This window comes from Anabaena sp. FACHB-1391 (assembly GCF_014696755.1).
Taxonomy (GTDB): domain Bacteria; phylum Cyanobacteriota; class Cyanobacteriia; order Cyanobacteriales; family Nostocaceae; genus Dolichospermum; species Dolichospermum planctonicum.
On the sequence record NZ_JACJQS010000055.1, the window covers coordinates 1 to 19,861 of the forward strand.

Genomic DNA, 19,861 nt, shown 5'->3' on the forward strand with positions numbered 1-19,861 from the left:
TGGGTAATGGGTAATGGGTAATGGGTAATGGGTAATGGGTAATGGGTAATGGGTAATGGGTAATGGGTAATGGGTAATGGGTAATGGGTAATGGGTAATGGGTAATGGGTAATTGTTCTCTCTGAACTGTTACCTTTCACCTGTTACCTGTGACCTCTTCCTTATGCTGTTTCCAGCCAATCATAAATTTGTTCTAACTGTTCTAGAGTAATTAAACCATATTGCCAAAGAGTCATTGTTAAAGAACCAGGATCTTGATCACGGTTACGCAATGCTACAGCCAGGGAAGCAGAGGAAATTGCTAAATCTTCCTGGAGAAAATTAATCAGCCGAGAATATCTTGATATTACCATTTGTATCTCACATGGGGGAAATGTATAATTATAGATTGTTTATCTATTTTGCGGTTATTATGTAGCCAGTATTTTATTTGTCACCCTGCTGCAAGTAGATCAACATTGTTAGGTTATATAGAAGGAAAATATTGCATTCTTCTCCATAACCATTTTTTAAAGTTTTATATCAAAAGAGAGATTTTTGCTACTTATATCTAATGTGGTAATTTTAACTAGGAAAACCTAAAATTTGATCTTATTTAGGCTAATGCTAATCCACAAACTGACACGGTAGAACTTACCGCCATTTCCGAATAATCCGGGACAAAAATCCCTTCAAACCATCGTTCTATCTTTTTTACTGCATTTAAGTCTCCGTCTTCTGTGTGTCCACACTCAGGACATAGATAAATGCGGTTTTCTAATGGCATTTTGCCAGGATGATTGCCGCGATTATAACATATCTGTGAACTAACAGTAATTTACATTCACGTCCTGCATGGTGATAGAGTAATGGAGGTATAAAATTGGAAAATTAAAAATCTCTTTTCCTTTGCGCCTTGGTGCGAAACATAACTCATAGGTCATTATGTAACGCCAGAAACGCTATAATCAGCAATTAAATACTGTTTACTGAGAGGTTCCAGGACTAACGAAATCAATTTTGATATGATCTCCTCTTTTTAATTTTAATTCTGCTGCTCGTCCTGACCTGAGTTCAATTACTTGATTGATAGGTACAGGAGGACCATAAGTAGGACAAGGCTCTCCATTACAAGGAGGAGCAGATTTTTGTATATACTCAACTACACCTTTTTTGATAAAGACCATATCTAAAGCCACGGGGACATTTTTCATCCAAAATCTTACTGGTTGTGATGACGGAAAAACAAACAGCATTCCTCGGTTATCTGCTAAAGTTGGTCTATACATTAAACCCATCATTTGCTGTTCCGGTGTTTCTGCTACTTCCAACTCAATTTTTACATCTTTAGGGAAAGTCGCAATTGCTGAAATTGGCAGATTTTGACCAGCATTTACTGGTATTTGGGCTTGAGATTCTGATATCACAGGAGGAGATTTAGCTGTGGTGGGTGGTGAACAGCCCGTTAGTAAAATACTAAGTAATACTGAAAATAAACTGAGCCAATGAATCATAATTGATATACGGAAGAGGGAATGGGTAATTAGTAATTAATTATTGACAGTTGACAATTAGTTTATTTACTGCAATTTAGATTCTAACTATCCTACTTAATTTCTGCCAAATCGCCCACAAATTTAGATTTTATTTGTGATTATTTCTCGGTTTATGGATTTTAGGAGTCTCTGAGTACGTAACCTACACCGCGTACAGTTTGAATCAGGCGTTTTTTACCCTCTTCTTCAATTTTGAGGCGAAGATAACGAATATAGACCTCAATCACATTAGATTCACCCATAAAGTCGTAACCCCAAACATTCTCTAAAATTTGTTCGCGGCTTAATACTTCGCGGGGATGTTCCATTAAGAACTTTAATAGTTCAAATTCCTTCATGGTTAAGTCAATAGCTTTGCTATTGTAAATAGCGCGACGCGTTCCTATATCCAAAACCAAATCTCCAAAGCGCAATTGCTCTATATTCTCAAGATCCGGTTTAAGATACAGATGAATCAGCTTGAGAAAATCTTCCGAACGGTAAGGCTTCAGAATATAATCATTAGCACCAGCGTCTAAACAAGCTATCCGATCATCTATTGTATCTCTGGCCATTAAAATCAGTACAGGAGAACGATTACCCATATTTCTGAGATTTTTACATAAAGATAATCCAGATTCTCCAATCAGCATCCGGTCTATAACAATTAAAGCTGGTTGGTTAAGGCTTTGACCGCCACAGGTATCGCCGCAGTATTCTAATCCATTGACTGCATCATGAGTTACAATTGCATCATAACCAGCTTCTTGTAAATCAAAAGCTAACTGATTAGCTAGAGTTTCATCTGGTTCAATCACCAAAACAAAAACAGAGGGATTGTGAATAGCTATCATTTGCTGGGAATTGGTAATCAATATGAGTTATAAGCTGTTACTGTGCTACTGGCATTTCACACAATACTAACTCAAGTTACCAATTTTCTGGTGACATCTCTAGAGAAAGTTTCCCAACGCAATTAAAACAATAATAATTTTTAGTGAAGTGCTGTCATACATATAGATGTTTTGTAAATAGAGAGACTAGACAAGCACTACAAAATCTTTTACAGTGCATTTTGGGTTGATAGATAATCCTGTCATTAAAAGAGCGATCGCAGTATGTAAATTTTATGAAACCAATTCGTTGCTTAGAGCGTGGTACAAATGAGATAGAATTCACTGAAGCAATTCTTAATGGTAGTCACAAGCAAGCCAAACAAGGCAGACTTGAATATCGTTACGACTTTCAGTTTAATGGAGAATGGCAAGGGCGCTCCTATTCTATTAAACGAGTTTCACCAATTATTGCCGAAAGTGAGATGGAGATTGTAGTAATTACTGTATATACATTTTATTTTTGAGGAAAGTAATGCTATGAAAATTAGTTATGATCAAGAAACTGATTCACTTTATATTCGCCTAGTTGATGGAGATCATGAATGTCGTACTTTACGATTAAGTGATGAAATAGCACTAAACATTGGTGCTGGTGAAGTTTTAGTTGGTGTGGAAATTCTTGATGCCAAAGAGGTGCTTGGATCGGGTCAATTACCGGAAATTGTTCTAGAGAATATCCCATTTCAGATTGTATCAACGGCAGCTTGAAACCAGAGGAACTAGATTCCCGACTTCTCAAAGAAGTCGGGGATCTGAATACTAGGATCGCCCAAAATCATCCTCTTATCGAAAAGAGCGATGGCAGTGATATCGCCATAACCGAAGTATATTGAGTTTGGAAATAATTATTAGACTACAATTATCTGAGCAAACTTGCGATTTTCAGGTTTAGGTTTAACTGTAATCTCTACATCACTACCTAACTTGTTTAGATAGTCCATCAACCTATCAGTTGAGAAGCCACTTAATCTACCTCTAATTAGTAGAGAAACTTTTGGTTGATCTATGCCTAGAATTTCGGCTGCTTGAACTTGTGTTAAATTTAGATTAGTAATGATTTCACTGATTTTACGGACTAACTCAGCTTTCAATAATCTTTCTTCAGGATTAGATAAACCTAAGTCAGCAAATACATTTCCGCTACTAACCTCAACTTGATTTTCTTCTGGCATTTTTTTACTCCATTTTTTCGGTAGTTTGTTGTAAATAATTTTCTTGAGCGATTTTCAATCTTTTTTTAACTAATTCTATATCTTGTTTTGGTGTAGCAATACCATGTTTTGATTTCTTTTGAAAGGAATGTAGTAAGTAGATAACACCCTCAAATTTAACAGTATAAATTGCCCTATATGTATCCCCATCCAAATCATCTACAATTTCTAAAACACCTGCTCCAGAGAACCCGCGTAGAGGTTTTGCATCAGGGTGTTTTTGTCCATGTTGTGCCAAATCAAGAGCGTAACCCATGACATCCTGTACATCTTCAGGAAACTTCTTTAAATCATTAAGGGCGCTTGCAATCCATCTGAGAGGCTTTTCTTGTTTTTCATTCATGTAATGTTAAGTATGCTAAAACTAGCATATTATGTCAATAAGTAATTATATGGTATTAAATATAATTTTGTTAAAATAGATACCCGACTCCTCTAAGAAGTCAGAGATCTGAATACTAAGATAGGATCGCCCATAATCATCATGTTATGAAAAAGCGATCGCAAACCGCAACATAGGAATCGCCTAAAATCATCCTCTTATCAAAAGAGCTTATTAATTTTATTAACAGTTTGGGAGAGCCTTAATCAGTTAGCTCAAAAGAGTTATCATCTTCAGTTGTAACTGGAATTGAACGAAATCCCGCCATACCACGATTAGTAACTCTGCAGCGATTAGGATTCTCAGAATCTCCAATTCGATAATTCTTTTGTTGTTGATAATAAATTATACATCTTAAACTTGAACCTGTAGTAATTTCACCTCCAGAAACAGTTTGTGCATGAATGAGCATCTTTTTATTACTAACTGATCAATAATAAACTGTAGCGCAGTTATTAGAGTCTATTAAAAACCAACCTTCAGTAAACCATCGATGATCTTGTTTGTAAGAAACAGCAGTACAAGCGGTTTCACTGCCTTGATTACACACTTTAAAATCAGCTTTTGCTTCTTGAGATTTAGCTAATAAAAATCCCACAGCTAAAAGCGGGATGGTGAACACAGAAAGCAACTTACTCATGATGAATTCTCCCTAGAAATAATCAAAAATCAAATTTGCACGAAAAGAGTTATTGTGTATAGCGGTGTATAGCGATCGCTACTCCAGAGTTATGTTGAGTTAGTGCTATTCCTGCGGAGCGCAACGCTTACGCTCTTTAAAATTAACCTTTCACCGATAGTATTTTTACTCACAAAAAAAATCAATGTGTATCCCCGCAGATAAATGTACTTTAGTAATAGCAAATGATGGAGCTATTTTAGCATCTACTTATAGACCCAAAAAAGGCGGCTATGGTACTAAAATCATGGATACTATAGCCAACGAACTTCTAGATGGTGTATGGGAAATATCAGTTTTACCGAATGGAGAAGTGCGAGTTACACTAAGTTGGCATTTACCTAACTGAACAACTGACAACTAAGGCAATTCTACAGAAGAAGGTTTAGCAATATGTGGTAAACCCCAACCCAGTTTTTCCCGGAGAACACGGAAAAACTCAGGTCGCTGTAAACGGATAAATCTGGCGCTATAGGGCGATCGCTCTAAATATACCCGATCTTCTGCTAAAATATAACATCCACCATTACCATCTACCACCATCACCAATCGGGGAATATTCACCGGATAGATATTAATCGGTTCATGATCGGGAAACACCAAAGCCCTAGAAGCTAAGGAATGGGGACAAATGGGTACTAACTGTAAAACGGGGACACCAGGAGTAATTACTGGCCCCCCCGCGCTTAATGAATAAGCTGTAGAACCTGTGGGAGTAGAAACAATAATACCATCTGCCGCAATATCCACTGGAGAATGTCGCCCCACTGCTATTTCAAAATGGCACATACAAGTTAGAGGTTCTCGATGTAACACCATTTCATTTAAGCAGAGAGCTTCCCATGTCACCGTATCTCCCCGGAGAACTTTGACGGTGAGCATGACCCTATCTTCAACTTCATATTTATCAGCCATTACCTGTTCTATGGCTTCAGGCAACTGGTTGAGATAAGTTTCCGTCAAAAATCCCATGTGACCCGTATTGACCGTCAACATGGGGATACCAGAGGGGGCGACTAAGCGAGATGCTGCTAACACCGTACCATCTCCCCCCAACACCACTGCAAATTTCATATCTGAGTCAAAGCCAGGGGGCGTAAGACCTTCGATAGGTGTGTGAAAGACAAGGCTATCCGGTTGGGAATAACCCAATATACCACCGATACTCGCAGTGATGTAAACATCCCAACCAGCAGCGGTGAGCTTGTCTTTTAGTTGAATAGCGACACTACTCGCTATCGGTTTCACGTCGTTATAGATAATGCCTGCTTTCGGCACACTCAAATATCCAAGTTTAAGGGATGCTTTTTCTGTATCTAATGGTTACACATTTTTGACCAATATAACCATTAGTCTCACATTTGTTGAAAAAGTCTTTTTGTTAGGGATAGAAATCAGGAAGAACTCCAAAATCCAAAATCCAATTTATTGACTATTGGCCTTGGAAGATTGTTTAAAAGGAGTCTTTTGGCTTTTGAGCTTTTTGACCTTAGCTTTTTCGTAATCTAACTCTTTTAGCTTCTTCATAATCCGGCTGAAGTATTCTTGTAAGTAAACTTCCAGGGTGGTTGTTTGTTCTTTGTCCAACCCAAAGACAGTATATACTTCCTCCATATTTTCTGCATTTAAAGCTTTACCACTGGCTAAAACCTCTGTAAAAGCCAATCTATCTGCAACATTCCATCCCCATTGAAAAAAGCGGAGGAAATTTTGGACAGTCCGTAGTAAAGCCAGGGGCATTCGTGTAACTTTTGCGTCTCTATCAGATAAGTTTTCACAAAGATCAATAATTTCCTCAGCACCCCAAGCCCGAGTTCCCACCACAGGGAAAGACTGCTTTTCCGTTTCTGGCACACTCAAAGCACGAATAGCGAATTTAGCAATATCCTGGGTATCCATGTAGGCGATTTGTGAAGACTTACCTGTTACCCATACAGGTTGTTTTTCCAAAATAGGTATACCATATTGACCAATTAAACCTTGCATAAAACCAGCTAGACGTAAAATTGTATAGTTTAAGCCAGATTCTGCCAAAAACACTTCGGTACAGCGTTTAATTTCCATCAGCGGAACATTGGGGTATTGATCAGCATCTAAAATCGAAAAAAAGATAAACCTTTCCACACCCGCAACTTTAGCAGCTTTAATTAAAGCTACTTTCCCATCCCAGTCTACCTCCTTAATAGTCAGAGAATCCGTGGCACGAGATGTGGCGGCATCAATAACTGCGGTTACACCAGTCAAGGCTTCTGCAAGGGTTTGAGGATTACATAAGTTTCCGCGTACCAGTTCAGCGCCCCATTCCTTGAGAAAAGCTGCTTTTTTAGGACTGCGAACTAAACAGCGGACTTTGTATCCTTCATCAATTGCGCGACGGGCTACTTGTCTTCCCAATGTGCCAGTTGCACCGACTATTAATAATGTCATGGGGTTGGTTATATATTTTAATGTTTATGAAAAGAATCTTAACAGAATTAGCTCTCTAAATAAAACTTTACAAATTTTTCAGCAAACTCGATTTAGGATTTACACGGGTGTCACAAAAACCTATCACGTATTATCTGTAGTCAGGGCTTTAGCCCTGATTTTGCTTATAGTTTCTCTATGAGAGGACTAAAGTCCTCACTACCAAATATTTAGGCATTAATTCGGAGGCATTTTTCGGGACTGGTGCAAAATGTAAATATACTCAAATTCAAGTTTTTACATACTTACATAAGAATTTTTCCAGTCCTTCGACACTGAGACGAGGAGAGGGACGGGATATGGCTTGTTCCTTACCATCATCAGTGACAAAATAGAGTACAGGTATTTCATATTGAAACATCGCAAACCAATTTTTATCAGTGGTAATATCCCGAATTTCTAGCTCAAAACTGAGAGTTTTGATTTGGGCTAATTTTTCCTGCAATCCTTCACAAAGGTGACAACCGGGCTTGCTGTAGAGAATTAATCGCATAAAATCATACTTAGAGAACTATCTAACATCCACTCAGATCCCCGAATTTTTTAATAGGTCAGGAATCGCCAGGAGATAACCTGTATTCTGACCATAATCCACTATAATGGCTAATAACGTCAGAATTAGGATCTCCGAAATATGGCTAATCCTTTCTTCGCCAATATACCAGTTCCTCCAGAATATTTTATCGGTCGCACATCTGAAATCACAGCCGCTTTTGACATAATTCATGCTCGCAGTCATTTAGCTATTTGGGGTGGTCCAGGAATGGGGAAAACTTCTTACTTAGACAAAGTTGCTTGTCCCCAAACCTGGAAAGAATATGGACTAGATTCATCTCCCGCTGTAATTGTATTATTCAGTTGTCAGAGTTTACACCCCTTTACTCCGGGTAAGTTTTGGGCAGAAATTTTGACGATTATGGATGATAAATTAGAAAATGAGCCAGAACTACAAGCAGAAATTAGAAACTTAAGAGGGAATAATATTACAAATGATACTCTAGGTCAAGCTATAACAAAGTTAGGTAGAAAAAATAAATTCCTGGTTTTGTTGGTAGATGACTTTGACGCGGCCTTAGAAACCAATGGGGAATATACGGAATCTGATAGAGAAACATTTTTAGCTCAATGTCGTAGTTTAGCCGTTCATGGTGCTAACAGGAAACTTACCATGATTGTCACCTCACTTCAGCGCCTCAATGAAATTGGTCCACCACTGCGGCCAAATGCTTCCCCTTGGTATAATCACTATATGTATCAATCTTTGAAAAAATTTGATTACCAGGAAACAGAGCAATTATTATCAATATCAGTATTTCCACCAGAATTAAGAACTGGAATTAGAAATATTACTGGTAGTCACCCGACTTTAATACAAATTGCCGGTTTTTTACTAAACATAGCAAGACAACAAGGAGAAGAAGTTGATATCAATAAATTTAATAGTGATTTTGAAAGGGATACTAAACAGATTTTTGAAACAGTTTGGAAAAGATGTAATGACCAACAAAAAACCTTGTTAATGCTGATTGTTTTGTTAGATCTAGACGGTCATTTAGAGCAGAAAGACTTTGATTTAAAAGGTATGGGTCGCATTTTGAATCAAAATGAACGCAGTTTAACTGAATTAGAAGAACAGGGGGTAATTGTTTCGGAAATCAGGCCAAAACCAAAATTACCAAAAGAACAGGAAAAGATATATTTATTCACTTCTTCAATTATGAAAAAGTGGGTAATTCAGGAGATTTGGAATACAAAAGCTAGTGAAATCAGAAAACGCGAGAGAGTATTTCTTAATCTGATGAGTCATGGACAAGTTGAGGAGATGAAAAAAGCAATTACTTGGTCAGGTCAGCATCAAGATACGGTTGTATCCCTCCTTAAATTTGGTCGTGAGATATTATTTGGATAGGACTTATCTAAATCTCAAAAAATCTCAGGTGCGTTACGCTGACGCTAACACACCCTACTACTACTTATCTAAATCTGAAGAAATCTCAGGTGCGTTACGCTGACGCTAACACACCCTACTGCTGTAAAATATATAGTAGGGGTAATTCATGAATTACCCCCACACAAAAATAAACCAAAATAAACCAAAATAAAATTTTTAGTAATATATTGCCTAAATTATACAGAAAATGGATAATATCAATATCCCATTTTTATTTAAAACCAAGTGTATAACCTGTAAGGAGTACAAATAATATGAATAATCCACAATATCAGAGAAATCCTTACATTATAGGTCGTGTTATTGATGAACCAGATAAATTTTTTGGTAGACAAAGTTTATTTGATTTTATTAGATATAATTTACAACAAAGTACTCCACTAATTCTCTTATATGGTCAAAGACGGATTGGTAAATCTTCTGTACTCAAACAAATTCCTCAAAAGATCAGTGAGGATCAATTTGTTTTTATTGATTTTGATCTCCAGGTTTTTGTCGGTGATAATCGGAAACATCCCATCAATCAAATTCTACACTATTTAGCAAAGAGAATTGGAGAAAAAATAGGAAATAGTCTTACTCCTACAGCAGAAGATATAGAAGATAATCCTACAATTTTCCATGAGGATTTTTTAACTCAAATATACAATATATTAGGTGAAAAAAAGCTGGTTTTATTGTTAGATGAGTTCGATGTTTTAAGTGAAGCAAATAACGAAGGTAATGTAGAATTTTTCAGATTAATCAATAACTGGTTGTCAAAATGGACAGAACGATTATTTATTATTCCCGTAGTGGGACGACATCTTAAAGAACTACCACATCTACTTTCTTTGCTGGGTGGATCACCCTATAAAGAAATCAGTTTTCTGGACAGAGATAGTGCTGAAGAACTTATTACCAGACCTGCTCAAGTAGTTGTTACCTATCAGCAAAATGCAATAGAAGAGATATTGAGTTTATCAGCAGGTCATCCTTATTTCACTCAAGTAATTTGCTATGAGCTTTTCAATTTAGCGCGGGAACGTCAGATATGGACAATAAATGCAGAAGATGTTAAAACTATCATAGATAAAGCAATTGAAACAGGGGAAGCTGGTTTAGCATGGTTTTGGAATGGTTTATATCCTCAAGCAAAAGTTGTTTTTTCAGCAGCAGCAGAAGCCCAACATAGAGAAGAGCAAGATGACCAAGTTTCCTATAGCCCCAAGCTACTATTAAGGAATTATGGCATATTAACAGATTCCTTAACTCAGGTAGCCAAAGAAATGGCTGACTATGGTTTTTTAAATGAGTTCAAAAGAGTCAAAATTGAGTTAGTCCGGCTTTGGTTATTGCAGAAACATCAGCTAAAAGATGAGATTAGTAATTTAGCAGAAGTTAATCAGCAAGACGTTGAGAATCTTTGTTCGGTAGCACAAAATCAACCGCAAATAGCATTACAACTTTATGAAGAAGCATTAGGAATTAATCCTAATAATTTTCAAACTGTAACCTCTCTGGCGAAAGAATATTTACAGGTAGAAAAATTCGACCAAGCTTTTGAACTTTACAGTCGAGCTTACAAATTTTACTCTATTAATGATCAACAGGAAAGGGTCTTACAACCTGTATTTGATCTAGTTACAGAATATTCCCAAGCAAGCAATTTAGATAAAGCTTTAGAACTGTATGCACAAGCCCGTAAAATTGCTCCAGAAGAGAGCAAAGACGGTTTTATACAAACATTAGAACAATACGGACATAACCTGACCATTAATGAAGACTTTGCTCGCGCCAGAGAACAGTATGAGCGAGTTTTACAAATTGATCCCAATAGACAATTATCTCAGGATAGGTTGGAGGAAATTAGGGCTTTTGAATCTAAGTTAAAAGGTGTAGAAAACCTAAACTCACAACCACAAATCATAGCAAATCAAACTACAGTATTAAAAGGTGTAGAAACCCTAAGCTCACAACCACAAATCATAGCAAATCAAACTACAGTAAAACCGAACCCATTCACAACAGTAAAACCGAACCCATTCACACAAATCATGAAAAGGCCTGTTACATTTGTTGCATTAGCTACGGTTGTATCTGTTTTCGGTTTTGGTATTTATCAGCAGCTTTCTAGAACCTGTCCACCAGGTGAAAAGAAAGAATTAGGTGTTTTTTGTGTGGTAGATAATAGCAAAATTAGCCGAGGTGAAAGAACCTTATTTCCTAATAAAAATAATCCCTCTTTTCTTAATAAAAATAATCCCTCTCGTGACCAAGGTATTGCAGCTTTCAAAAATGGTAATTATCAAGCAGCGGCTAAGTTATTTCAACAGTCCATAGAAGCAAAGCAAAAGGATCCAGAACTAGTAATTTACTATAATAATGCCCGTGCTCGTCAACAGGGTTCTCCCTTTACATTGGCTGTCGTTGTACCCATAGTTCAAGGTACTCAGATAAACGACGCTCAAGAAATCTTACGTGGTGTGGCACAAGCTCAAAACCAATTTAACGATAATCAAGGTTTAAATAATAGGTTTCTTGAAATTGTCATTGCTAACGATGATAACAAGGAATCAACGCAACAATTAGCACAACAATTGGTTAAAGATAATTCCATATTAGGTGTAATTGGACATAATTCTAGTGATGCTACACAAGCAGCATTACCGGAATATGAAAAAGCTGGTTTAGCAATTATTTCTCCCACCGCGACTAGTGTTTTCCTCAAAAGATCTGTTTTCTTTAGAACAGTTATTTCTGATGCAAGTGCTGGAAAAAAACTAGCCGAATACACTTTCAATAATTTGAAATTAAAAAGGGCAGTCATTTTTGCTAATCCTAACAGCCCTTATAGTAATAGTATCAGAGAAGTATTTACTAATCGCTTTGAAAAATTAGGCGGTGAGGTGGTTCGTAAACCCCTAATTGATTTAACTGATATCAATTTTGATGCGAGGAGAGAAATTTCTGCCACTGTCTATAGTAGAGATAAATTTGCACAAGCTGCTATGTTGTTTCCAGATACACAAAGCACTCCTACTGCCATCAATATTGCTAAAGAAATTACCCGTAGGAATGCCAGACTCAAGGATAACCCCCAAGACGGACGAGTAAAAGAGTTAAAAATGTTAGGTGGAGACAGTCTTTATAGCGATAAAACCTCAAAGAATGTAGAGGGTTTAATTGTTGCTACACCCTGGTTTAGAGAATCATCTCCAGCAAGACCATTTGCTGAAAGGTCTGAGCAAGAATGGGGTGGAGGTATTAGTTGGCGCACTGCAACTAGCTTTGATGCTACCCAGGCATTTATCAAAGCTCTATCTAACAATGTCACACGAACTAATTTGTTAGAAAAATTACCAAGTATCAAACTTGATAGGAATGAAACATCAGGTTATCAACTCAAGTTTACAGAAGAAAGAGAACGCGAAGGGCAATCTATTCTTGTTCAAGTTAAAGATGGTAAATTTGTTCCCATTGAATTGAATGGGTTATAATAGGAGATTAGATGTATGATTAGAGCATGATTACTTCCAACCTTCACAGAAACCCATACATTATCGGTCGTCCCATTGGCTACCGAGAGTCCCTGTTTGGCCGAAAAAGTATATTTCAGCTTATTCAAAAGAATCTTCAACAGTCTCAAAAATTACTATTGTTATACGGACAAAGACGTATTGGTAAATCATCTATTATCCTTAGTATTCCCCAACAATTGGCGGAAGTGAATGGGTTTGTTTTTGTTACCTTTGATTTATCATTTTACAGTCAGCAGCCCTGGAGTAGTATTTTAGCAGCACTAGCTCAAGCAATTGTAGATAATTTAGAGCTAGAAACTAGCATATCACCACCCACAACCACAGAATTAGAATTAGAAATTAATATCTTTGAACGTCAGTTCTTACCCCAAGTTTATCAACAATTAGAAAACAAAAATTTAGTTTTACTGCTCGATGAATTTGATGCTTTAATTGGTCAAGATTTAGAACCATCAGTCGTAGAAACATTTATAAAAAAGATTTTCCGCCGATTATCTGATATCACTAAAAGAAATAATAAATTATTTATAGTTATATCCATAGGAGAACATTTAGCAAGTACACTTAATATCCTGAAAATATTTGAAGATGTACCTAAGATAGAAATTGGGTTGTTAGATAAAGATAGTACGAAGGAATTAATTACGAAACCAGCCCAAAATGTACTTGAATATGAAGAAGAAGCTATCAAAGCGATTTTCAATCTATCCGCAGGACATCCATATTGTACACAAATAATATGCTTTGCTATTTTCAGCAGAGCGCGAGAAAAGAATAGTTTTAAAATTACTAGTGCAGACGTAGAAAGAATTGTAGATACAGCGATTGAAATCGGTGAAGCTGGTTTATCCTGGTTTTGGTATGCTTTTTCCATTCCCGAACAAGTCGTTTTTTCCGCAATTGCACAAGCTCAAGAAACTGGAAAAAACTACTTAAAATTACTAGAAATTCAGGGAATTGACGCAAAAAATCAACTGATTAATCAAGCCCGAAAACAACTGTTAGACAATGGTTTTTTAGATGCAACCGGAGAGAAAATCAAAGTAGAATTGGTGCGTCGCTGGATTATAAAACGTTATCCTCTGCAAGATCAAATCGGTCAATTCCATGAATTTGAGCAAAAAAAAATTCCTAACCAGAAAGAGATGATCCAACTACCAGAGATAGTTGAGAATAATCACATAAGCAACATGAACATATATGGTGATTCAGATTCTTCATATTTCCTAAAACCTACCATATCTTCTGCGTCGTCAATAACAGCTAATAGCAATAGTTATACTAATATTTCTGCAAATACTTCCGCAAAACGACCGATAATGATTTTAACAGCAGTTGCAACTACCATGACAATTGCGGCTAGTATTTTCGTAGCTAGTTTAAGTTTACGTTCTAATTCCCTTTATACACCCTCTTATGCACCGGATAATAATACAATTAGTCAAGGTGATAAAACATTATTTTCTAATATTAATAATCGCTTTCGTGACCAGGGTATTGCAGCCTTTAAAAATGGTAATTATCAAGAAGCAGCTAATTTATTTCAACAAGCTGTCAAAGCAAATCCCTACGACCCAGAAGTATTAATTTACTACAATAACGCTCGCGCTAGTCAAAATAGTTCTTCCGTGAGTTTAGCAGTGGTTGTACCTATAGACAGCAAAACTAATAATGATAATGCTCAAGAAATATTACGTGGTGTAGCTCAAGCACAAAATCAATTTAATGATAATCAAGGCTCAAACGGGTTATTATTGAAAGTTGTCATTGTTAATGATAGTAATAACCCAGAGGAAGCAAAACAAGTAGTCCAGGAAATAGTCAAAGATAATTCTATATTAGGAGTAATTGGACATAATTCTAGCGATGTTACTAAAGCTGTAATACCAGCATATAAAAAAGCTGGTTTAGCAATTATTTCCTCTACTGCTACTAGTAATTTATTAAAAAGCTCAGTTTTCTTTAGAGTAGTTGATTCTGATGAAATTGCTGGAAAAAAATTAGCTCAATATACTAATAGTCTAGGGTTTAAAAAAGTCGTGATTTTTAATAATCCTAACAGCCCCTATAGCAAGAGTATCACAGAGGCATTTACAGATGAATTTGAAAAAATGGGTGGTAAGGTAGTTCATACAATTGATTTAAGTGACAAAGAATTTGATCCAAGAGAAGAAGTTAATTTCAATAAATTTAAAGCGGAAGCTGCTATCTTATTTCCAGATACAGAACACACTAATACTACAATTGAGATTGCTAAAGCGAACAAAGATGATAATTCACCTTTAAGTTTATTAGGTGGACACACTCTTTATAGCAATGATACCTTAATCAAAGGTGGAAAGGCTGTAGAAGGAATGATTTTATCAGTTCCTTGGTTTAGAGAAACTTCACCAGCAAGGGCTTTTGCTGAAAAATCTGGAAAAAAATGGGGCGGAGGTATTAGTTGGCGGACTGCAACCAGTTTTGATGCGACCCAGGCTTTTATTCAAGCTTTATCAAAAGATAATACCCAAGATAATAACCGGGCTAAGGTATTAGAAAGATTGAAAAATGTTGACCTTAACAATAAAGAAACATCAGGTTATCCACTCCAGTTCACCAAAGAAAGAGAGCGTCAAGGACAGTCTGTACTTATAGAGGTTAAGGACGGGAAATTTACTATGATTCCATAGGACTTAGGTAAAATAGATATTCGTTACCAAAATTGTAACCGTTGAGGATTGATCAAATTGGACATGAGATAGTGAACAAATAGTACATTATCAACGTCTGACTAGATAAAGACGCAAAAATCAAAGCACAATGGAGGTAAAACATGAACCATAAGAAAATCAATCCTATCAAAAGCAATTTTTTACAACGACGCTATGGCGTAAGTTTAGGAAGACGGTATGTTTTGGCGGCCGCTGGTGTGATGTTGTTAAGTGTATTTAGTTACTCCTCGGCTAACATAAGAAATTGAACCCTTCTCACCTTGATTTTTGCGTCTTTGCGTTTTTGGGTGAAACCTATTCATATCTTTGATCAACAACAGCGATAAAATAAGTTAACCTACTATTTTCGCAAATTTTGCTGGTGTTATGGGTGTAGCTATTACGGACTAGTAAAAGATTTTTCTGTATCAAGATTCATAACTGGGGGACGAATGGCGCTGATAATGCTTTTAATGACCACAGCACAGGGAACTGCGAGAATTACCCCCAAGAGTCCGCCAATTCTCGCTCCAGTCAAGACAGAAATTAAAATCCAAACGGGATTTAAACCAGTAAAACTACCTAAAATCCGCGGTGCGATCAGATTTTCTAGGATTTGTTGTACAATTACCGCTGCTATTAATACTCTTATCCCCATACTCACATCTTGAAGTGAGACTAAAGAAGTTGTCAGGGCGATACCCACAGAACCACCAAAGGGGATAAGTGCCATAAGTCCAATCGTCAATCCAAATAATAACCCAAAAGGGACTTTCAACCACAAAAAGGCGGGAATGAGAGCAGAAGCCATACAGGTGGATAAGATTAATTGGGTAATAAAAAAATTTTGAAAGCTTAAACGGACTGTATTGGAAAAAGGATCACGAAATTTAGAAGGTAGCCATTGTACTAAGCTTTCCCAAAGTTCGCCCCCATGTTGTAATAAATAAAAGGTTAATACTACTGTCAGTAAGAAATCTAATAAACTGGTAACAGTGACTACAGCTAGGTTTAGTGCCTGTCCGGCTATAGATTGTAATTGTCCCTTAACGCGATCATTAATTTGTGTTGCTAAAGCATCCAAATTAATTGGCAAACCCGCGCTTTCTGCTTTATCATTGAGTATCATTAATTGAGAACGTCCTGAATCAATTAATTCTGGTAAACGGGCTACCAGTTGTTGTGCTTGAGTCAGTGCCAGGGGAAACAGGGTGATACCTAGGGCTAATAAAATGGATAATGCTAATAAAAACACTAAGATAGCCACTTGTTCTCGTTTAGCTCCGTGGTTTTCCATCCAACTGACTGGGTAGTTGAGGAGAAAGGCTAGTACCGAAGCTCCGACTAAAATAACAATCAGGGAGTGAAAATAATCGAAAATTGTGGCAATAGCCCAACCATTGAGAACTAATAGGGGTGCAAGTAGGGCAATTGCTAAAAATCTTGCTATGGGTGTCAGTGTTTGCCACCAATTAAGTAGCTTTCGTGTCTGCATTTTTAGATAATTACACTATAGAACTCAGGTGATTTCTTCTTTACAGAATATGATCTTGCTATATAAAACCTAGACAAAGCTAGACTTTACTTTCTATTTTAGCAGGAGCATGGGGGCGGTTATCCCTCAGTAGACTCACACGCTGTAGCCCAACGCGTTTATCTGTCTTCGACGGCGCAGCCATCTTTCTTTTGTGAAAGTTTTGAAAAAAACTACCACTATCATTGCTGGGTTTTCGTGTCGGCAATAGTCTTAATTTAATACTTGATACTTGATATCTTAGGATTATATATCAAGTAGTTGATTTTTTTAACTAAAATATATTGATTTTTGTCCGCAGAACTATAGCTTTGTCTTGAAAATTGTCAGATTAGGACTAGCTCTAGCTTAATGACTTTTATTCACCATCTTTAGTTTATGATCACATCAACCACTATGGATAGCCAGCCAGCAAAAGATACAGATGTCCCGAAAACACAACTAATTTTCTGTTTGATTCCCATTATCGGCTTTTTTTCCGTCTCTGTGGACTCTCTACAAAGGTCGGAGTAGTCGAGAATAACTAACTGTGAGCCGTTTGTCTACCGCATTGGCTTTGATATGGATGTTCGGGAATAAGCAAAGGCCAAGAAAGAACTACTGAACTTTTCAATAAAAATGAAGTTAGTTGAAGATTATTGTATTTAGGCCTTCCCCATAGCAAACTTAATCAAAAATTAGCTATCATAGTCTGATTTGTTTTAGATCTATTGAGTCGGCAAATTTACGTTATTCAAAATCGTAGGTGAGAGGAAGTCTGTGACTAGTCAAAAAACATCAGCCGCACAAAAAAGAGCCGCAAAAGCTAAATATAGGGGGAAAATTTCTCGCCCGTCAAAATCGGGACGGTGGCTATGGTTTACGGTGGGCATGGGAGGGATTGCTATAGTATCAGGACTTGCAGGAGCGCTGTTGGCTGTTTCTTGGGAAAGTACACCTTTGCAACAAGCTCAACTTAGTCCCCAGGAAGAAGCAGTATTTGATGGCGATCGCATCTCTGGAAATGGGTTACAATTTTCTCAATTAACTCGTCCTGTAAATATCCTACTCATGGGTATGAGTGTACTACCCCCAGACATACAGAACCCCCCCGTTGATAGCAAAAGTCTCGGTTATTTACCCCAAATTAATTCTTTTGACGGTCTTTCTGATGTCATGTTGTTGATCAAATTTGATCCAGAGACAAACAAAATAGTCATGCTTTCTGTTCCTAGAGATACCCGCACAGAAATTGAAGGCCATGGAATGAAAAAAATTAATGCTGCTAATGTGGAGGGAGGTCCGGCTTTAACAGCGAAAACCGTTAGTAATCTTTTGGGCGGAGTTGGGGTAGATCGCTATGTACGCATTAATGTTTTAGGAGTTAGTAAGTTAATTGAAGCTTTGGGTGGGGTCAATATCTATGTCCCCAAAGATATGAAATATCGGGATGATTCTCAGCATTTATATATTAATTTAAAAGCAGGTCAACAACATCTTAACGGTGAACAAGCGTTACAATTATTACGTTATCGTCATGATGAGTTGGGCGATATTGGTCGGATTCAGCGTCAGCAAATGGTGTTACGTTCGTTAATTGAACAAACTCTCAACCCGAAAACTCTCACGCGAGTACCGGAAATTCTCAATGTTGTTAAGGAAAATATTGATACCAACTTATCCGTTGAAGAATTAATAGCACTGGTGGGTTTTGGCTCAAAAACCAGTCGCTCAAATATGCAAATGTTAATGTTACCTGGGCGCTTTAGTGAAAACCGTGAGTTTGATGCCAGCTACTGGGTACCAGATCGACGAGCTATTGGTAAATTAGTATCCCAGCATTTTGATTTAGAAGGGAAAACAGAACTACAGTCCAGTGATCCTAGTCATTTGCGTGTGGCTATTCAAGACAGTACAGGGAGCGATCGCTCACAATTGCGTCCCCTAATTAGAACATTGGAAAAAGCCGGATATACCAATGTTTTTATCTCTAAACCCTGGGGACAACCCTTAGAGGTAACTCACATTGTAGCACAACAAGGAGATGGAAATAGTGCGGAATCATTACGTAGTCTTTTGGGATTTGGGGAAGTGCGCGTAGAAAGCACTGGTAATATTGGTTCAGATATTAGTATCCAGGTGGGTAAGGATTGGTTTCAAAACCAAGCCATTTTCCAAAATTCTCCTCATCCTTAATCACATTTATCACATTTATCTCGTTCCCAGCCGGAGTCTGGGAACGTAATTTTGAGGCTCTGCCTCAATTATAATGGAATCTACCTGCTGTAAGCTATTACGCATCTAAATTTTTTTCTCACGCAGAGGCGCCCAGAGGAATAAGCATACATTTTATCAGAAAACGTCGTAATACCCCATCCCTCTACAGGGTGGGGATGTAATGCGGGCAAAAATTAAACACCCTTCAAGGGATATTAAGCGCAGCTTAATCATGAGAGAGGGTAGTTTCATTTTTACCAATCTTAGAGGTTGGTGAATTTCCTAAAGTATACTATACTGAAAACAGGTCGAATTAGTAATAAAAAAATGATTGTTTTTGAATTTAAAGCCAAAGGCACAAAGCAGCAATATCAAAAAATTGATGCAGCTATACGGATAACCCAATTCATCCGTAATAAGTGCTTGCGCTTTTGGATGGACAATCAATCAAAATGTTAAATATTACGACCTGAATAAATACACTGCGGTATTAGCTAATGAATTTGATTTTGCAGATAAATTAAACTCCATGGCTAGACAAGCAGCAGCAGAAAGAACTGCTTTTGCAATTAAGCGATTTTTTGATAATTGCAAAGCAAAAGTTCCAGGTAAGAAGGGTTATCCCAGATTTCAAAAAAATAACCGTTCAGTTGAATATAAAACTGGATGGAAACTATTAGAAGACCGAAAACACATTACTTTCAAAGATAAATGTGGTATTGGTCAGTTAAAATTAATTGGAACTTGGGATTTACATTTTTACCAGATTAAGCAAATAAAGAGAGTTAGGATAGTTAAACGTTCTGACGGTTACTAGA

20 protein-coding genes and 1 pseudogene are annotated in these 19,861 nt (G+C 37.0%); 9 read left to right on the forward strand and 12 right to left on the reverse strand.

Going from position 1 to position 19,861, the window contains the following annotated elements; genetic code table 11:
• Window positions 1-161: 161 nt before the first annotated feature.
• The 4 genes from H6F62_RS19050 to nblR all read right to left on the reverse strand — a co-directional run bounded on the left by H6F62_RS19050 (window position 162) and on the right by nblR (window position 2,368).
• Window positions 162-353 carry a DUF2949 domain-containing protein gene (locus tag H6F62_RS19050; protein WP_137908403.1) on the reverse strand — a complete coding sequence of 64 codons (192 nt, stop codon included), beginning with the start codon at window positions 351-353 and terminating at the stop codon, window positions 162-164.
• Between the two features lie 242 nt (window positions 354-595).
• Window positions 596-766 (reverse strand): hypothetical protein, encoded by a 171-nt coding sequence (locus tag H6F62_RS19055; protein ID WP_236097141.1) that lies wholly within the window; start codon window positions 764-766, stop codon window positions 596-598.
• A 199-nt stretch (window positions 767-965) separates the two neighbouring features.
• A complete protein-coding gene (locus H6F62_RS19060; RefSeq protein ID WP_137908402.1) occupies window positions 966-1,493 on the reverse strand; it encodes a DUF192 domain-containing protein in 528 nt (175 codons plus the stop codon).
• A gap of 161 nt (window positions 1,494-1,654) precedes the next feature.
• Window positions 1,655-2,368 carry a response regulator transcription factor NblR gene (gene nblR, locus H6F62_RS19065; RefSeq protein ID WP_190372727.1) on the reverse strand — a complete coding sequence of 238 codons (714 nt, stop codon included), beginning with the start codon at window positions 2,366-2,368 and terminating at the stop codon, window positions 1,655-1,657.
• A gap of 275 nt (window positions 2,369-2,643) precedes the next feature.
• On the opposite strand from nblR, the gene H6F62_RS19070 reads away from it, so the two are divergent.
• Both H6F62_RS19070 and H6F62_RS19075 read left to right on the forward strand, forming a co-directional pair.
• Complete coding sequence (locus H6F62_RS19070) at window positions 2,644-2,874, forward strand: hypothetical protein (protein ID WP_190372728.1); 231 nt, start codon at window positions 2,644-2,646, stop codon at window positions 2,872-2,874.
• Between the two features lie 13 nt (window positions 2,875-2,887).
• The gene (locus H6F62_RS19075; protein WP_168360023.1) at window positions 2,888-3,118 is read left to right on the forward strand and encodes a DUF2283 domain-containing protein; all 231 of its coding nucleotides are present in this window, start codon (window positions 2,888-2,890) and stop codon (window positions 3,116-3,118) included.
• 140 nt (window positions 3,119-3,258) lie between these two features.
• Here the strand turns inward: H6F62_RS19075 and H6F62_RS19080 are convergent, their stop codons facing one another.
• From H6F62_RS19080 to H6F62_RS19095, 4 genes are all read right to left on the reverse strand, one after another.
• Window positions 3,259-3,582: a helix-turn-helix transcriptional regulator gene (locus H6F62_RS19080; protein WP_137908399.1), complete on the reverse strand. Its 324-nt coding sequence runs from the start codon at window positions 3,580-3,582 to the stop codon at window positions 3,259-3,261.
• Window positions 3,583-3,586: 4 nt separating this feature from the next.
• Window positions 3,587-3,964 carry a type II toxin-antitoxin system RelE/ParE family toxin gene (locus H6F62_RS19085; protein WP_137908398.1) on the reverse strand — a complete coding sequence of 126 codons (378 nt, stop codon included), beginning with the start codon at window positions 3,962-3,964 and terminating at the stop codon, window positions 3,587-3,589.
• Between the two features lie 241 nt (window positions 3,965-4,205).
• Window positions 4,206-4,415, reverse strand: coding sequence for a hypothetical protein (locus H6F62_RS19090; protein WP_137908397.1), 210 nt, complete (start codon window positions 4,413-4,415; stop codon window positions 4,206-4,208).
• Between the two features lie 18 nt (window positions 4,416-4,433).
• Window positions 4,434-4,643 (reverse strand): DUF1036 domain-containing protein, encoded by a 210-nt coding sequence (locus H6F62_RS19095; protein ID WP_190372729.1) that lies wholly within the window; start codon window positions 4,641-4,643, stop codon window positions 4,434-4,436.
• Window positions 4,644-4,827: 184 nt separating this feature from the next.
• Between H6F62_RS19095 and H6F62_RS19100 the strand changes: the two genes are divergently transcribed.
• Window positions 4,828-5,031 carry a hypothetical protein gene (locus tag H6F62_RS19100; RefSeq protein ID WP_137908395.1) on the forward strand — a complete coding sequence of 68 codons (204 nt, stop codon included), beginning with the start codon at window positions 4,828-4,830 and terminating at the stop codon, window positions 5,029-5,031.
• A gap of 11 nt (window positions 5,032-5,042) precedes the next feature.
• Here H6F62_RS19100 and H6F62_RS19105 read toward each other — a convergent pair whose 3' ends face one another.
• From H6F62_RS19105 to H6F62_RS19115, 3 genes are all read right to left on the reverse strand, one after another.
• A complete protein-coding gene (locus tag H6F62_RS19105) occupies window positions 5,043-5,960 on the reverse strand; it encodes an NAD(+) kinase (RefSeq protein WP_190372730.1) in 918 nt (305 codons plus the stop codon).
• Between the two features lie 147 nt (window positions 5,961-6,107).
• On the reverse strand, window positions 6,108-7,109 hold the full coding sequence (locus H6F62_RS19110) for an SDR family oxidoreductase (RefSeq protein WP_137908393.1): 1,002 nt from the start codon (window positions 7,107-7,109) through the stop codon (window positions 6,108-6,110).
• A gap of 268 nt (window positions 7,110-7,377) precedes the next feature.
• Window positions 7,378-7,641, reverse strand: a complete 264-nt coding sequence (locus tag H6F62_RS19115) for a glutaredoxin family protein (RefSeq protein WP_190372731.1) — start codon at window positions 7,639-7,641, stop codon at window positions 7,378-7,380.
• Window positions 7,642-7,782: 141 nt separating this feature from the next.
• On the opposite strand from H6F62_RS19115, the gene H6F62_RS19120 reads away from it, so the two are divergent.
• From H6F62_RS19120 to H6F62_RS19135, 4 genes are all read left to right on the forward strand, one after another.
• Window positions 7,783-9,057: an ATP-binding protein gene (locus H6F62_RS19120; protein ID WP_190372732.1), complete on the forward strand. Its 1,275-nt coding sequence runs from the start codon at window positions 7,783-7,785 to the stop codon at window positions 9,055-9,057.
• A gap of 296 nt (window positions 9,058-9,353) precedes the next feature.
• Entirely contained in the window at window positions 9,354-12,578 is a 3,225-nt protein-coding gene (locus H6F62_RS19125; RefSeq protein WP_190372733.1) for an ABC transporter substrate-binding protein, read from the forward strand.
• Between the two features lie 26 nt (window positions 12,579-12,604).
• Entirely contained in the window at window positions 12,605-15,292 is a 2,688-nt protein-coding gene (locus H6F62_RS19130) for an ABC transporter substrate-binding protein (protein WP_190372734.1), read from the forward strand.
• 143 nt (window positions 15,293-15,435) lie between these two features.
• Complete coding sequence (locus H6F62_RS19135) at window positions 15,436-15,582, forward strand: hypothetical protein (protein WP_236097140.1); 147 nt, start codon at window positions 15,436-15,438, stop codon at window positions 15,580-15,582.
• A gap of 131 nt (window positions 15,583-15,713) precedes the next feature.
• On the opposite strand, the gene H6F62_RS19140 is transcribed toward H6F62_RS19135, so the two are convergent.
• Window positions 15,714-16,808 (reverse strand): AI-2E family transporter, encoded by a 1,095-nt coding sequence (locus H6F62_RS19140; protein ID WP_228036683.1) that lies wholly within the window; start codon window positions 16,806-16,808, stop codon window positions 15,714-15,716.
• Between the two features lie 798 nt (window positions 16,809-17,606).
• On the opposite strand from H6F62_RS19140, the gene H6F62_RS19145 reads away from it, so the two are divergent.
• Together H6F62_RS19145 and H6F62_RS21115 are read left to right on the forward strand one after the other, a co-directional pair.
• Window positions 17,607-19,022, forward strand: a complete 1,416-nt coding sequence (locus tag H6F62_RS19145; RefSeq protein ID WP_137908388.1) for an LCP family protein — start codon at window positions 17,607-17,609, stop codon at window positions 19,020-19,022.
• Between the two features lie 348 nt (window positions 19,023-19,370).
• A pseudogene (locus tag H6F62_RS21115) lies at window positions 19,371-19,857 on the forward strand (RNA-guided endonuclease TnpB family protein); the annotation flags it as partial.
• Window positions 19,858-19,861: the final 4 nt, after the last annotated feature.